This window comes from Limnobacter sp. G6BE5S (assembly GCF_058448965.1).
Map to the genome: position 1 here is coordinate 171,442 of NZ_JBZFLM010000005.1, position 15,100 is coordinate 186,541.

Annotated in this window: 14 protein-coding genes; 6 read left to right on the plus strand and 8 right to left on the minus strand. The window is 54.3% G+C overall.

Annotated features, from left to right (window positions below; translation table 11 throughout):
* The first annotated feature begins 11 nt into the window (after window positions 1–11).
* A complete protein-coding gene (locus tag ACVL1J_RS10530) occupies window positions 12–935 on the plus strand; it encodes an MBL fold metallo-hydrolase (protein ID WP_491665336.1) in 924 nt (307 codons plus the stop codon).
* Window positions 936–1,015: 80 nt separating this feature from the next.
* Here the strand turns inward: ACVL1J_RS10530 and ACVL1J_RS10535 are convergent, their stop codons facing one another.
* Complete coding sequence (locus ACVL1J_RS10535; protein WP_341236333.1) at window positions 1,016–3,865, minus strand: valine--tRNA ligase; 2,850 nt, start codon at window positions 3,863–3,865, stop codon at window positions 1,016–1,018.
* A gap of 261 nt (window positions 3,866–4,126) precedes the next feature.
* Here ACVL1J_RS10535 and ACVL1J_RS10540 point away from each other — a divergent pair, with 261 nt between their 5' ends.
* Window positions 4,127–5,752, plus strand: coding sequence for a methyl-accepting chemotaxis protein (locus tag ACVL1J_RS10540; protein ID WP_341236332.1), 1,626 nt, complete (start codon window positions 4,127–4,129; stop codon window positions 5,750–5,752).
* Here the strand turns inward: ACVL1J_RS10540 and ACVL1J_RS10545 are convergent, their stop codons facing one another.
* Genes ACVL1J_RS10545 through ACVL1J_RS10555 form a run of 3 tightly spaced genes read right to left on the minus strand, consistent with a single transcriptional unit; the run spans window position 5,753 to window position 8,028 of the window.
* A complete protein-coding gene (locus ACVL1J_RS10545) occupies window positions 5,753–5,983 on the minus strand; it encodes a hypothetical protein (protein WP_159572815.1) in 231 nt (76 codons plus the stop codon). It lies immediately after the preceding gene.
* A 10-nt stretch (window positions 5,984–5,993) separates the two neighbouring features.
* Window positions 5,994–6,416 (minus strand): DNA polymerase III subunit chi, encoded by a 423-nt coding sequence (locus ACVL1J_RS10550; RefSeq protein WP_008252027.1) that lies wholly within the window; start codon window positions 6,414–6,416, stop codon window positions 5,994–5,996.
* A 10-nt stretch (window positions 6,417–6,426) separates the two neighbouring features.
* Complete coding sequence (locus tag ACVL1J_RS10555) at window positions 6,427–8,028, minus strand: leucyl aminopeptidase (protein WP_341236331.1); 1,602 nt, start codon at window positions 8,026–8,028, stop codon at window positions 6,427–6,429.
* Between the two features lie 110 nt (window positions 8,029–8,138).
* Here ACVL1J_RS10555 and lptF point away from each other — a divergent pair, with 110 nt between their 5' ends.
* From lptF to ACVL1J_RS10575, 4 genes are read left to right on the plus strand one after another with little or no spacing between them, the layout of a single operon-like run.
* Window positions 8,139–9,278, plus strand: coding sequence for an LPS export ABC transporter permease LptF (gene lptF, locus ACVL1J_RS10560; RefSeq protein WP_159572819.1), 1,140 nt, complete (start codon window positions 8,139–8,141; stop codon window positions 9,276–9,278).
* Complete coding sequence (gene lptG, locus ACVL1J_RS10565; protein WP_341236330.1) at window positions 9,275–10,480, plus strand: LPS export ABC transporter permease LptG; 1,206 nt, start codon at window positions 9,275–9,277, stop codon at window positions 10,478–10,480. The genes lptF and lptG overlap by 4 nt, the downstream gene beginning before the upstream one ends.
* Window positions 10,477–10,854, plus strand: coding sequence for a sirohydrochlorin chelatase (locus ACVL1J_RS10570; protein WP_341236329.1), 378 nt, complete (start codon window positions 10,477–10,479; stop codon window positions 10,852–10,854). Before lptG ends, ACVL1J_RS10570 begins: the two co-directional genes overlap by 4 nt.
* 26 nt (window positions 10,855–10,880) lie before the next feature.
* A complete protein-coding gene (locus ACVL1J_RS10575; RefSeq protein WP_159572825.1) occupies window positions 10,881–11,141 on the plus strand; it encodes a hypothetical protein in 261 nt (86 codons plus the stop codon).
* 10 nt (window positions 11,142–11,151) lie between these two features.
* On the opposite strand, the gene cobA is transcribed toward ACVL1J_RS10575, so the two are convergent.
* From cobA to ACVL1J_RS10595, 4 genes are read right to left on the minus strand one after another with little or no spacing between them, the layout of a single operon-like run.
* Window positions 11,152–11,934: a uroporphyrinogen-III C-methyltransferase gene (cobA, locus tag ACVL1J_RS10580; protein WP_341236328.1), complete on the minus strand. Its 783-nt coding sequence runs from the start codon at window positions 11,932–11,934 to the stop codon at window positions 11,152–11,154.
* Window positions 11,935–11,990: 56 nt separating this feature from the next.
* On the minus strand, window positions 11,991–13,340 hold the full coding sequence (locus ACVL1J_RS10585) for a sulfate adenylyltransferase subunit 1 (RefSeq protein ID WP_159572829.1): 1,350 nt from the start codon (window positions 13,338–13,340) through the stop codon (window positions 11,991–11,993).
* A 15-nt stretch (window positions 13,341–13,355) separates the two neighbouring features.
* Complete coding sequence (gene cysD / locus ACVL1J_RS10590) at window positions 13,356–14,267, minus strand: sulfate adenylyltransferase subunit CysD (RefSeq protein ID WP_341236327.1); 912 nt, start codon at window positions 14,265–14,267, stop codon at window positions 13,356–13,358.
* Between the two features lie 26 nt (window positions 14,268–14,293).
* Window positions 14,294–15,100 (minus strand): phosphoadenylyl-sulfate reductase, encoded by an 807-nt coding sequence (locus tag ACVL1J_RS10595; protein WP_341236326.1) that lies wholly within the window; start codon window positions 15,098–15,100, stop codon window positions 14,294–14,296.

Consider the following 15,100-nt stretch of genomic DNA (forward strand, 5'->3'; position numbering starts at 1 on the left):
CCCTCGCGTTAATGTTCCCCCTTGCAGTTCAGGCCCAAGGCTTGGTTAAAGTGACCCCTTTGGGCGGTCAAGAGGGCGAATTTTGCCGGTTTGACCGCGCCATGATTTTCGAGGACCCCAATGGCACCCGAATTTTGTACGATGCGGGCCGCACCGTTGCCGGTGCCGAAGACCCGCGTTTGGGCAAAATTGATGTGGTGTTGGTCAGCCACATGCACGGTGACCACTTGGGCGATCGGCACAACCCGGCGCCCAACGCCGGCAGTTGCGACAAGCCCGACATTTCAGTCAGTGCCGTGCCCAATTCCAACAGTGTGAACATCGCAGTAAAAACAGGTGCAAAAATTGTGACCGGCAGTGAAATGCCATCCTTCTTTGCCGCGAAGCTGAAACAGGCCGGTGGTGACGAGAAGAACTCGGTGCTGGTTCGTTTCGGTGCCATGCAAACCATCAATGGTGTCGGCATTACCACGGTACCTGCTGCACACAGCAATGGCATTGCCGGCGATTTTGTCGGGCAACGTTTGGGTGAGTTGCTGAAAGAAACCGGCATTACCGCCTACGCAGGGCCACCCACAGGTTATGTGGTGAAATTCAGCAACGGTTTGTCGGTGTACCTGAGCGGCGATACCGGCATTACAGGTGAGCAAAAAGAAGTGGTGGGCGAGTACTACAAACCCCAGTTGGCGGTGGTGAACATTGGCGACACCTTTACCACTGGCCCGCGTGAAGCGGCCTATGTGGTGAACAAACTGGTAGAACCCAAGGCCGTGATTGCTTCACATGCCAACGAAGTGGCCACTGAAAACGGCAAGGTAATTGCAGGTACCAAAACCGAGCAATTCATGAAAGCCAGCAAGGTGCCAGTGCATGTGCCTTTGAGTGGAAAAACCATGAGCTTTGACGGCAAAGGAAAGTGCACGGCGGGTTGCTAATCCTACCGTGGTGATGAATAAAAAAAGAGCACCGATTGGTGCTCTTTTTTTAGCTCAAGAACTTAATCAACTTCGCTTATTTATTTCAACTTACCAAGCTGACTTTCCAGCTTTTCAAGCAAGGCACTGAACTCGGCCAAGCGCGCTTTTTCCTGATCAACCACAGCCGCTGGCGCGCGGTCTACAAAGCTGGCATTGCCCAGTTTGCCGTTGCACTTCGCTATTTCAATTCGAATTTTTTCCGCTTCTTTGCCAATCCGAATTTTCTCCGCTTCCACATCAATTTCAATGTGCAGCATCAGCTTCAGTTCACCCACAATTTGCACGGGTGCCATGGAATCAGCAGGCAGTGAATCAACAACATCCACTTTGCTGAGTTTGGCCAAAGCGGCCAGCACCGGGCCTGTTTTTTCCAGGAAGGCGCGTTGCTCGGCATTGCCCTCGCAACTGGCAATCAGCGGGGCTTTTTCAGCCGGGCTTAAACCCATTTCACCGCGCAGGGCACGAATGGCGTCTACGGTGGTTTTTAGCTGGGCCACATAGGCCTCGGCCTTGTCGTCAATACGACTGGGTACGCTGACCGGGTAATCCTGGGTCATCAGGTTGGCGGCTTGCCCTTCTTCGCGACGGCCTGCCACCACACTCACTGTTTGCCACAATTCTTCGGTGATGAACGGAATAATGGGGTGGGCCAAACGCAAAATGGTTTCCAGCACGCGAACCAGCGTGCGGCGCGTGGCCCGCTGCTGTGCAGGTGTGCCGTTGGCAATTTGCACCTTCGCAATTTCCAGGTACCAGTCGCAGTACTCGTCCCACACAAACTGGTAAATGCTTTGCGCAATCAGGTCGAAACGGTAGGTCTCAAACCCTTGTGCCACATCGGCTTCCACGCGTTGCAGGGTGCTGGTGATCCAGCGGTCGGCCTGGGAAAAATCAAGGTAACCACCGGGTGTACAGGCGTCTGCATCGTGATCGCTCAAACCACAATCCTGGCCCTCGGTGTTCATCAGTACAAAGCGCGTTGCATTCCACAACTTGTTGCAGAAGTTGCGGTAACCGTCGCAGCGCTTCTGGTCAAAGTTGATGTTGCGACCCAGTGTGGCCAGGCTGGCGAAGGTAAATCGCAATGCATCTGCACCGTAAGCAGGAATACCCTCGGGGAATTCCTTGCGGGTTTTCTTTTCAATCTTCGGTGCGTCTTGTGGCTTGCTCAAGCCCGTGGTGCGCTTCACCAACAGGGTGTCCAAATCGCAGCCATCAATCAAATCGACTGGGTCAAGCGTGTTGCCCACCGACTTGCTCATCTTCTTGCCTTCGGCATCGCGCACCAAACCATGCACATACACGGTGTGGAAGGGAACCTGGCCAGTGAAGTGCGTGGTCATCATGATCATTCTGGCCACCCAGAAGAAAATGATGTCGAAGCCGGTGACCAACACGGATGAAGGCAGGAAGTGCTTCAGCTCGGGTGTTTCGTCGGGCCAGCCCAAAGTGGAAAAGGGCACCAGTGCGGATGAAAACCAAGTGTCCAGCACGTCGTCGTCGCGCTTCAGTGCGCCCGTGTAGCCTGCTGCTGCGGCCTTGCTGCGGGCATCTTCTTCAGTGCGTGCAACGAATACCTGGCCATTGTCGCCATACCATGCCGGAATTTGGTGGCCCCACCACAACTGGCGGGAAATACACCAGTCTTGAATATTGTTCAGCCACTGGTTGTAGGTGTTCACCCACTGCTCGGGTACAAATTTCACCTGACCCTGTTCTACGACATCGATGGCTTTCTGGGTAATGCTTTTGCCCGTGGCATCACCTTCAGCGGCTTTGGTCATGGCCACAAACCACTGGTCGGTCAGCATGGGCTCAATGACCACGCCAGTGCGGTCGCCCTTGGGCACCATCAGCTTGTGGGGTTTGATTTCACCCAGCAGGCCTTGTTCTTCCAGGTCGGCCACAATTTGTTTGCGGGCCACAAAACGGTCCATGCCTACGTACTTCGCCGGCGCGTTGTCGTTGATGGTAGCATCAAGAGTAAGAATATTGATCAGTTCAAGCTTGTGGCGCTGGCCCACCGCATAGTCGTTGAAGTCGTGCGCGGGGGTTACCTTCACCACGCCAGTGCCAAAGCTGCTGTCCACGTAGTCATCCGCAATAATGGTCAGCTCACGGTCGCACAGCGGAAGCTTTACTTTTTTACCAATCAGGTGCTGGTAGCGTTCATCCTCGGGGTGCACCATCACGGCCGAATCGCCCAGCATGGTTTCCGGTCGGGTGGTGGCAACTGTAAGGTGAGTCAGCCCTTTCACTGGGTCCGCTTCGACCAGCGGGTACTTCAGTTCCCACAGGTGACCTTCGGTTTCAATGCTTTCCACTTCAAGGTCAGAAACAGCGGTTTTCAGCACTGGGTCCCAATTCACCAGGCGCTTGCCACGGTAAATCAGACCTTGTTCAAACAGGCGCACAAACACCTCAGTGACCGACTTGGACAAAGCCGGGTCCATGGTGAAGTACTCGCGCTGCCAATCAACGCTGGCACCCATGCGGCGCATTTGTTCGGTAATTTTGCTGCCGCTTTCGTTTTTCCATTCCCAAATTTTTTCAACAAACTTTTCGCGGCCCAAATCATGGCGCGTGATGTTTTTCGCCGCCAATTGGCGCTCAACCACAATTTGCGTGGCAATGCCTGCGTGGTCAGTACCGGGTTGCCACAGGGTGTTGTGGCCGCGCATGCGGTAGTAGCGGGTCAGGCCATCCATGATGGTTTGGTTGAATGCATGGCCCATGTGCAGGGTGCCCGTCACATTCGGTGGCGGCAGTTGAATGCAAAAGTCGGGTTTGCCTTCCACTGTGCTGGCCTTGGCGTGGCCTTGGCGCTCCCATTCGGGGCCCCAGTGGGATTCAATGGCATTCGGGTCGAAACTTTTGGCAAGGGTCATGGCAGTGGTACTTGAAAATGGACAACGTCAACAATGGCTTAGCGCGACATTATAGCGTTTGCAGGTGCACTCCCGGCTTTGAGTTGTTTGGACTGGGGCAGGAAAGACCCTTTATTCCTCAAATTCACGATGCAGTGATTGTTGCAAAATGCAAACTAATCCGACTGGGTGGCAGCAATGCGTCCGCCCTGATCGAGTGAGGCATTTTCAAGAAAGCAGGGTTAAGTTGTCATTCAATGACAGTTCAAAGAGGGGTTTCTCATGTTGAGTTCCATCAGTGCAAAGTTCAGTGCCAGTTTGGTCACGGTGATCTTGCTCGGCGTGGTGGTAGGTGGTTTGGGTGTGTTGAATAGCAAACGCATCATGGACGCGAATGCCAAAAACGAATTCACGCACGAAGTGATCGAAAGTGTGTTGGGTGTGCGTGAAAACCTGGTGAATATCGAAACCGGTGAGCGTGGTTTTCTGCTGCGTGGGGATGAATCCTATCTCGTTCCCTACAACGAAGGCAAAGATCAGGTACGAAAGCATTTGGATAAGGCTTCTGAATTAACAGCCCACAATCCAGTGGTAACCGAGGAGTTGCGCCTGTTTAACGCACACTACCGCACCTGGCTGAATTCCGTGGTTGATCCCTTGATTGACGCCAAGCGTTTGGTCATCGAGGGCAATATGGCCCCGGAAGATTTCAATGCCATGGTGGATGCAACACCGGGTAAACCGCTGATGGACAAAATGCGTGAAGTGTTGGCGAAAGTGGAGGCTGAAGAATTCAAACTGCTGAAGCAGCGCCAGGAGGTCAGCCAAGGCGTGTACCAGCAGTCAATTGTGATCACCGTCGCCATCACCCTGTTCGCCTTGCTCACAGGTTTGGTTTTGAACTTCATGATCTCGCGCATGTTCAAGCGCAAGCTTGGCACCGCCACAATCCACATCAATGCCTTGGCCGAGGGCAAGCTGAACAGCAACATCAAGGTAGAGGGCAAAGACGAGGTCGATGGACTGTTGCTTGCACTGGGCAAGGCGCAAACCAACCTGCGCGGTTTGATTGAGGGTATTCGTGGTTCCACTGCATCACTGAATGAAAGTGCAAGTGCAGTGCGTACTTCATCCGATGAAATGAATAACGCAGCCTCTGAGCAGGCCGATGCCACATCGTCGATGGCTGCTGCCGTGGAGCAATTGACCGTGTCGATCAGTCAAATCACCGAGAACTCCAACGACGCCTCTCACACCGCCCTGCAAGCCAAGCAGTCTGCAGACCAGGGCAGTGTAACGCTTGGCTTGGTGGTAGACGGCATTCGAAATATTGCAAGTTCAGTGCAGGGCAGTGCGGCCACAGTGCGTTCGCTTGAGCAACAGTCCAATGAAATTTCGGAAATCATTTCAACCATTACCGACATTGCGGACCGAACCAACCTGTTGGCCTTGAATGCCGCCATTGAGGCGGCCCGGGCGGGCGAAAGTGGTCGTGGTTTTGCAGTGGTGGCCGATGAAGTTCGCAAGCTGGCTGAGCAAACCAAGGGCTCTTCCGAGCGCATTTCAACCATGGTGTTTCAAATCCAGAGTATTACCCAGCAGGCATCCAAATCCATGGAAGACTCGGTGGGCATGGTGAAGCAGGGTATTGAACAGGCCGATTCCGTGTCGGGAACCATTGACCAGATCAAGGCCAATGCTGACAGCGTGAACGAGGCGATTCAAGCCATTACTGTGTCAATGAAAGAACAAAGCAATGTGAGTGTTGAAATTAGCCGCAACGTGGAGCGTGTGGCGCAAATGACCGAGGAAAACACCGCGGCCATTGCACAGAACAAACACGTGGCCGGTCAGATTACCGATTTGGCTGGCAGCTTGACCCAATCTGTGCAGGTGTTTAAAACCTGATTATTTTTTCAGCGCGTCCAGCACGATTTTTTCAAACTCTTGCATCAACTGGGGTTTGATTCGAAGCAGGGCGCGCTCAAACAACTCGGGTAGCTGTGCCCGCAAAATTTCAATTTGCGGGTCACTTAGATTTCCACCCAGGCGGCTGCCGGTGGACTGTTCAATCTCCCGCAAACCCGATTCAATCACCTCGGTCAGCAGTGGTGGGCCACCATCAAAATGTTCGCTCATGTTGTAGTCCTTAACCGTTTGCGCGGTCGAAGGTGTTCAGCGGGTAACCGCGTTCTTTGTAAAACTTGTAACGCTGCCGTGCCAGGGCTTTGTTGTCTTCATCGGTGCCCACAATTTCGACCAGGCGTTCAAACCGGGCAAAAAAGGGTGGCCATTGCTCATCAAGATTGATCAGCAGGTCGTAATGGGCAATGTCGTCTGCCTTGTCAGTGAGCACAATGGGCGTGTCTGCCACACCGGGGTGACCCGAAACAACATGGGGCAGAAAGTCTTCCTCGGAAAACGTCCACAGCAGTTTGTCCAGGTTTTCAAGCACCTCGGGGCGGGTGCTATAGCACACAATTTTCAGGCCGCTGCCGTACGCCTTCCGGATCAACCGGCAGGTGTACAGCAGGTGGTCTGAAACATTCAAGTGAAAGTCGATTCGTGTCAATTCAAAACCCTCAGGCCTTCGCACGCTTCATGACAAACTCGGCCAACATGGGCACAGGGCGACCACTTGCACCTTTGGCCTTGCCGGAATGCCAGGCGGTACCTGCAATGTCCAGGTGGGCCCAGCTGTAAGCCTTTGTGTACTTTTGCAGGAAGCAGGCGGCTGTGACGCTGCCAGCGGGCGGGCCGCCAATGTTGGCCATGTCGGCAAAGTTGCTTTTCAACTGTTCGTGGTATTCCTCGTCCAGTGGCATGCGCCATGCAGTGTCCAGCGCGTTTTGGCCCGCATTGAACAGTTCATTGGCCAGGTCATCATCGGGGCTGAACAAACCAGTGTTCACATGGCCCAGTGCAACAATGCAAGCGCCGGTCAGTGTGGCCACATCGACCACCGCGGCCGGGTTGAAGCGCTCTACATAGGTCAGGGCATCGCACAGAATCAGGCGGCCTTCAGCATCGGTGTTCAAAATTTCAATGGTTTGTCCGCTCATGGACACCACCACGTCGCCCGGTTTGCTGGCATTGCCAGCTGGCATGTTTTCAGCAGTGGGTACCACCACAATCAGGTTCAGGGCCAGCTTCATTTCGGCGGCTGCCTTCATGGTGCCCAGCACGCTGGCCGCGCCACACATGTCGTATTTCATTTCATCCATGCCTGCGCCAGGCTTCAGTGAAATACCACCCGTGTCGAAAGTAATGCCTTTGCCAACCAATACCACCGGGGCTTCTTTGGCGTCTTTTGCACCGTTGTACTTCAGCACAATCAGCTTGGGGGGTTCGCTGGATGCCTTACCCACAGACAACAAACTGAACATGCCCAGTGCTTCCATTTTTTTGTGGTCCAGCACTTCCACACCCAGTTTGTATTGTTTGGCCAAGGCTTTTGCAGTTTCGGCCAGGTAATTGGGGGTGCAAATATTGCCAGGCAAATTACCCAGGTCTTTGGTCAACTGCATGCCGTTGCCAATGGCCTGGCCAATGGCAGCACCTTTTTCTACTGCTGCCAGAGTCGATTTTGTGCAGGCCAACTCAAACGCGGGCGGGGCAGCGGCATCATCGTCCTGCTTTTTGCAGGCTGAAAAACTGTAAAAGCTTTCAGTGATGGTGCGCGCACACAGGGCTGCGGTCTCTTTGTCGGTACTTTTCTTGGGTACTTCCTGATTCAGTGCAAAAAATACTTTGGCAGGTTTCAGGCCTTTGACCGCATCACAGGCCAAGCCAGTGGCTTTGCGCAATGATTTGATGCTGAATTTGTCGGCTTCATCCAGCCCGACCAGCACATACACAGGGGCGCCTGCCTTGGCGGTATTGAACACCACGCGGCAGCTGCCTGAATTGCCCAGGTTTTTGTCAGCCTTGCACGCGTTGGCCACCAAGCCTTCGGTGTCAATGTCGGCTCGTTTGGCGGCGGCGCTTAATTCGCCATTCTTGTACACAGCTACCACGGCCACATCGCAGCCTTTTGCAGGTACGGGGCCGCCCGCAGTCACTTTGGCCACCGCACCGGTGCCGGCCTTGAAGCTGAACATCGGCGGCGGCGTGGGTGCTGCTTTTTTGGCTGCGCGGGGGGAGCTGGGCTTCTTGGCTTTGGGTGTGGCGGGTGTTGCTGTCATGGTGTTCCTTCTTGCGATTAATGCTCGACCATTCAAAACGAATGCATGCGACAATCTACCATTATTAACAAGCTGGGTTAGCGAGTCAAAGCGCAGCCCACCTGCATTGCATGCTGTTTCGATCCACTTTTCGAAAAGACTTCGCACAAACAGCGGGTGCCACCTTTGTGGCCCTGTTTACCATCATTGTGACCACGGTGCTGGTTCGAACCCTGGGCCAGGCTGCAGGGGGCAAAGTCGACAACGCCGAAGTCTTTACACTCATTTTGTTGGGCGGGCTTCAATACCTGCCCGCCGCCTTGGTGATCACCGTGTTCATTGCCGTCATGGGTGTGGTGTCTCGCGCCTTCAAGGAACAGGAAATGACAGCCTGGTTTGCCTCGGGCGTCTCTCTTTTTTCGCTGGTGCGGCCCGTGTTGCGCTTTGCAGTGCCTCTTACCGTGCTGGCCATGGTGTGTTCGGTGTGGCTTACCCCTTGGGCCAAGGCTGAACTCGATGCGGCCAAAGACCGTTTTGCCAAACGCAGCGATGTGAGCAAAGTCAGTGCCGGGCAGTTCAGGGAGTCAGGCGAGGGCAATCGCGTGTTTTTCGTGGAGCGTCAATCCGAGGTCACCAAGCAGGTTGAAAACGTGTTCGTGGTGGACTCCAAAGGCGACACCCGCACCGTGGTTTCGGCAGCCCGTGGCAGCGTGGAAGTGGACGTGAATGGTCAGCCTTATCTGGTGCTCAGTGGTGGACGCCGAGCCACGCTGGACAGCACCGGTGAACGTTTTGCCAGCACTGAGTTCGAGACGTATGGTTTGGCTATCGACAACACACTGGGGGCTGCCCCCAGTTTTCAATTGCAACACCGCCGCGTCGACTTGCTGATTGCCGATTTTTCACCGGCCGCGCAAGGCGAGTTGTTGTGGCGAGTCAGCTTGCCATTGTCTGCGCTGGCGCTCGGCTTGCTGGCCATTCCACTGGCATTTGTCAATCCACGGGGTGGCAATTCACTGAATCAGCTCTTTGCCTTGCTGATTTACCTCACCTACAGCAATATCGTGTCGGTCACTCAAAGCATGGTCTCCAAGGAAACGCTCGATTTCTGGGTGGCTTTGGTGTTGCCACACGCCATTGTCTTACTCCTGTTTTATCTTCTGATGATGAAGCGCAACCGCCCCGCAGGCGCCCCATTGTTTCAATGGCGCAGGCCGGTTCGTTCTCTTGATTTGCAAGACGTGGTGGCCGGGCAGGAGATCAAACGATGAAAAAGCCCTTCACCGTCCCCCATTCCTTGCTGGTTTACTTTCGAAGCGAGCTCTACAAAGCGATCACTTTTGTGATGGTTGCCTTTGTTGGTTTGTTCGCCTTTTTTGATTTGATTGCCGAGGTGGATCGTTTGAGTTTGCCCGGCACCAGTTGGTTTTATTATTTCGTCGCGGTGTTGCTGGGTTTGCCTGCCCGGGTGTATGAAATTGCGCCCATTGCCGCGCTGATCGGCTCGATTTACGCCCTGGTGCAGCTGGCCGCCAGCAGTGAATTGACAGCCATGCGCGCTGCAGGTTTAAGCACCACCAGCATGCTGAAAATGTTGGTTCGCATTGCAGCCGGTGTGGTGGTGATCACCGTGCTGTTCGGCGAGGCGGTGGCGCCATTGGCCGAGCGGGCGGCGGTGCCCATGCGGGCCAAGGCTTTGGGTTATGAAGTGGATCGCGATTTTCGAAGCGGGTACTGGTTGCGCGACACCTACAGCGCGCCCAATGCAGAGGCACGCGTGCGTTTTGTGAACTTCGACTCGTTCAACAAAGACGGCGAATTGCTTAAACTGGAATATTACGAACTGGACCCGGAGTCCCGAATTCGGGCCTGGGTACGCGCTGAAAGTGCCATGTTCGATCCCAAGTCGGGTGATTGGGAGCTGCGCAATGTGCTGTTTCAGCGGTATTTCGATGAGGCGGTGAGCAATCCGAATGCCGCCAAAGCGGGCTTGACCATTCAGGCCAGCGAATTTGAATCTCTTGAAACAATGCGCTGGACCTCGAATTTGTCGCCTGAATTATTAACAGGTTTGTTTGTTCGCCCCGACCGCATGAGTGCATGGCAGCTGCACAACTACTCCAATTTTTTAAGCAGCAACTTGCAGGCCACCGACAACATTGATTTGGCCTTTGCCAAAAAAATCATGTACCCATTTGCCATTTTGATCATGATGATGATCTCGCTGCCGTTTGCTTATTTGCATTTCAGGTCGGGCAGTGTGAGTGTGAAAGTGTTCGCAGGCATCATGATAGGTGTAGGTTTCCATTTGGTGAATAACCTGTTTTCCCACCTCAGCATGGTGGCCAGCTTCCCGCCGTTCGTCAGTGCGGCTTTGCCCAGTTTGCTGGGCTTTGTGGTGGGCATGGGCGCATTGTGGTGGGTGTCGCAACCTGCGCCTTGGCGCACTTTGAATGTATTGAGGAATCGATGAGCAGTACCGGGAGAAAAGCAGTTGTGTTGTTTGGTCATGGCGCGCGCGACCCACAGTGGGCCGAGCCCATGAAACGCTTGCAAAGCATGTTGACTACCCAACTGCCCAATGTGCAAGTTGAACTGGCATTTCTCGAATTGATGGCACCCAGCCTGCCCGACACGGTGGACTGCATGGCGCAGGGCGGTGTGGAGCATATTCAGGTGGTACCCATTTTCTTTGGAAAGGGCGGGCACTTGAAAAACGATTTCCCGGTGATCATGGCAGAAATGAAAGCCAAACACCCGGGTTTGAACATTGAGGCCACAACAGCTGTGGGTCAGTGGGATGCAGTGTGGCAAGCAATTGCCAATGAAATTGTTCAGCAGGTTTAATCAATAAAACAAACAGGAGACTTTCCATGAAAAAATGGTTGCTGTTGGCTGCGCTGTGTTTTTCAGTTCCCGCTTACGCTCAATCCACCGAGGCAGCTTGTCAGGCCAAAGCGGTTAGCAAAGAAGGCAAGCCATTGAATGGTGCCGCAAAAAATTCGTTCATGAAAAAATGCATGGCTGACAACAAAGCCAGTTGTGCGGAACGCGCAGTGGGCAAAGACGGCAAAAAGCTGGCCGGCGCTGCCAAAAATTCGTTCATGAAGAAGTGCGAGGCTGCCGCGGGTTAAAACGGCTCAGTCAAGCGGCTTTGATCGACCCAGCCAGAGCAATATCGGCTGGGTTTTTATTGGCCTGTTGAAGCGCTGCACATGCTTTGGCCAAGGCTTGGCCAATCAAGATAAGGCAAGGCCCATCGGTGAGCTGTTCAGCGGAAAACGAAGGCAACTTGTCCAAGTTCAGTGGCGTGAATTTTTCAGCAGGAAGCGAAACACTTTCGCATAAAATCACGGGAGTGTTGGGGTTGCGGCCCTTGTCGAGCAAGGCTGCAGCCCATGGGCCAGCCTGACGCAAGCCCATGTACACGGCCACCGTGTCGTTTTCAGTGCCGGTGAACAATTCCGTGCTGGGCACTTCATTGGCGCCCACAGAAGGGGTGGTCAGTGTCAGGCTGCGAGCAACGCCACGCAGTGTCAGCGAAGCTTGCAAGCTGCTCGCAGCAGCCAAAGCCGCAGTGACTCCTGGCACCACTTCCACTGTATGCCCTGCAGCTTTCAAAGCTGTAATTTCTTCATCGGCGCGGCCAAACACCATGGGGTCACCGCCCTTCAGGCGAACAACCAATGTGTATTTTTCAGCCGCTTCCACAAGTTGTTTGTTGATGAAGTGCTGGGCTGTGGATTTCTTGCCGCAGCGTTTTCCAACCGCGACAAGATTTGCATCGGGACGGGACTCGGCAAGAAGAGAGGGACTGACCAGCGCATCGTAAAACACGCAGTCTGCCTGCATCAACAGCTTCAGGCCACGAACGGTGATTAAATCCTCCGCTCCAGGTCCTGCTCCAATCAATACAACGCGTCCCATCTTTAAAAGTCCCTATTTAAGAACAAGCAACCAACAACCGGGTGAAGGGTCGTTGCTTAGTTCTTTGCAACGATCATGCCAGCAGCCACAGTTTGGTTCGTGGCGCTGTCAATCAAGATAAAACTGCCTGTTGCACGGCATTCGGTGTACAAATCCGCCACGATGGGCTGCGCCAGCACCAATTCAATCTGCGCGATGTCATTCATTTGCACCGTTTTGGTGCTTTCGCCATGCAGCAGGGTGTGAATATCAAGCACCAAATTCACCGCCTTGATCTTGGCTTGGGTTTGGCGTGTGGTTTGCTTGATCCAGTACTTGCGCGCAGGGTTCAATGGTTCATTGTCCAACCAGCAAATGTCGGCCGTCAATGATTTCACCGGGGTGTGGTTCACTGTGTCGCCACTGCTGACAATTTGATCGCCGCGGGAAACATCCACATCGCGGTCCAGCACCAGTGTTACACACTGGCCCAGGTGCGCTTCGGGCAAATCATCGTTCAACAGCACGATGCGCGATACCACGGCGCTTTGGCCTGAAGGGTGTACCACCACGGTGTCGCCCACTTTGACGCTGCCGCCTTCAACGCGGCCCATGTAGCCGCGGAAATCCTCGGCTTTGTGACCATCGTGGCGTGCCACCAATTGCACCGGGAAACGGAAACCCACTTTGTGGGCGGCTTCTGCGCGGTCGGCACGGCTTGGAATGTTTTCCAGAATGGGCAGCAAGGGCTGGCCAGTGTACCAAGGGGTTTTTGGACTGACGGTAACCACATTGTCGCCTGTAAGGGCTGAAATGGGCAGCACCAGTGCTTCGGCAACGCCCACGGTAACAGCCAGTTCACGCACGGCTTTTTCGGTGGCAATGAATTTTGCCTGGTCGAAATCAACCAGGTCCATTTTGTTCACGGCGAACAGAATCGCTGGAATGCCCAGTTTGCCGGCAATTGCACTGTGGCGTTTGGTTTGCGCCAGCAGTGTGGCTTTCAGGCCTTCTGCACCTTCTTCAAAGGCAACGCGGGTAATGTCGACCAGCACAATGGCCACGTCGGCAGTGGATGCGCCAGTGACCATGTTGCGCGTGTACTGTTCGTGACCTGGTGTGTCGGCCACAATAAACTTGCGTGCAGGTGTGGCGAAATAGCGGTAAGCCACGTCGATGGTAATGCCTTGCTCGCGCTCCGCTTCCAGACCGTCGGTCAGCAGGGAAAAGTCGATTGCATCACCTGCGGTGCGCTTGTTTTTTGCCTTGGAAATGGCGGCCAGCTGGTCAGCAAAAATGCCTTTGCTGTCAAACAACAGGCGACCAATCAAGGTTGATTTTCCGTCGTCGACAGAGCCAGCGGTGATGAAGCGCAGCACACCGTGGTCTTGGGTGCTCAGTTTCAGGGCTTCGTTAATTGCGTTCATGGTATTCATCTCGATTTAGAAATAGCCTTCTTTCTTGCGGCGCTCCATGGAGGCCTCGGAAGTTTGATCGTCCATGCGGGTTGCGCCGCGCTCTGTGATGTCAGTGACCGCAGTCTCGGTGATGATTTCAGCCGGTGTTGCCGCGGTGCTTGCCACTGGGCAGGTGCAGGTAATATCGCCCACCGTGCGGAAGCGCACCGTGCGGGTTGTGACTGTTTCGCCCGCCTTGGGCTGTGTCATGTCAGTAATGGGAACCAGCAGGCCGTTGCGCTCGATCACCTCACGTTCGTGGGCGTAGTAAATATTGGGCAGTTCCAGCTTTTCGCGCTCAATGTATTGCCACACATCGAGTTCAGTCCAGTTGGAAATCGGGAACACGCGCATGTGCTCGCCGGGGTGCACACGTGTGTTGTACAGGTCCCAAAGCTCGGGGCGCTGGTTTTTCGGATCCCATTGGCCAAAGCCATCGCGGAAGGAAAAAATACGTTCTTTCGCGCGGGCTTTTTCTTCATCCCGACGGGCGCCACCCATTAGTGCATCGAAACCGAATTCTTCCTGGGTTTCAAGCAAGGTGACACTTTGAAACGAGTTGCGTGAAGCCTCGGGGTGGGGCAGGCGAATGGTGCCCTTTTTGATTGATCCTTCCAGGGAACGCACAATCAGTTCTTCGCCCAATTGCTTGGCTTTCCAGTCGCGAAATTCAATCACTTCCGGGAAGTTGTGCTCAGTGTCAATGTGCACCAAGGGAAATGGAAACTTGCCTGGGCGAAATGCTTTTTCCGCAAGGCGCAGCATCACGATGGAATCTTTGCCACCCGAGAACAGCATGGCTGGGCGTGCGCATTCGGCGGCCACTTCGCGCATGATGTAGATGGCTTCTGCTTCGAGCCAATCCAGGTGGGACATGGTGTGTACTTGCGTGCTCATGATTTCTCTCGTTGTATTAATTCAGCTTATTTTTTCAAATTGGCATTGTGCAAACCGCATTCTTTGCTGGTGGGGTCTTCCCACCACCAGCGGCCTGCGCGAATGTCTTCACCAATCGTGATTGCGCGGGTACATGGCTCGCAGCCAATTGAAGGAAAACCTTCAAAGTGCAGTTTGTTCACGGGCACATCGTACTGACGAACATAGGTCCACACATCCGCCTCGCTCCAGTCGGCCAGGGGGTTGAATTTCTCAATGCCACGGTCAACATCGAATTCGCGTGTGGGCAATTCAGCACGTGTGGCTGCCTGGGCCTGACGTTGCCCGGTGATCCATGCCTTGGCGCCTTTCAGCGCACGAGCCAGGGGTTCTACCTTGCGAATTCCGCAGCATTCTTTGCGCAGCGCGGTGCTTTCATAAAATGCATCGCGGCCTTTGGTGTTCACATAGGTTTCGACCGCGGCGGCCTGTGGTTCAAACCACGCTACGGTTTGCCCGTATTTGGCTTGCAGGGCAGGGGCCACGTCCAGCGTTTGTTGGTGCAAACGGCCAGTATTCAGGCTGAACACACGAATGTTCAGTTTCAGGCGGGCAATTACATCGAACAACACATTGTCTTCAGCAGCCAAACTGCTGGCCAGCGCGATTGAATCGAATTCGCTTGCGGCTTGGGTCAACAATGTTTCCAGCGCTTGAACTTTCGCAGCAATGTCAGTGGCGGGTTGGTGCGGGCCACGAAACACGGCGATCGCCTGCTCTTGCACAGCGTTGTTTTCCGTTGCTGCTTCAACACTGTGGAAGCGCGACTGTGCCGAAGTATTCACTGCATTCAT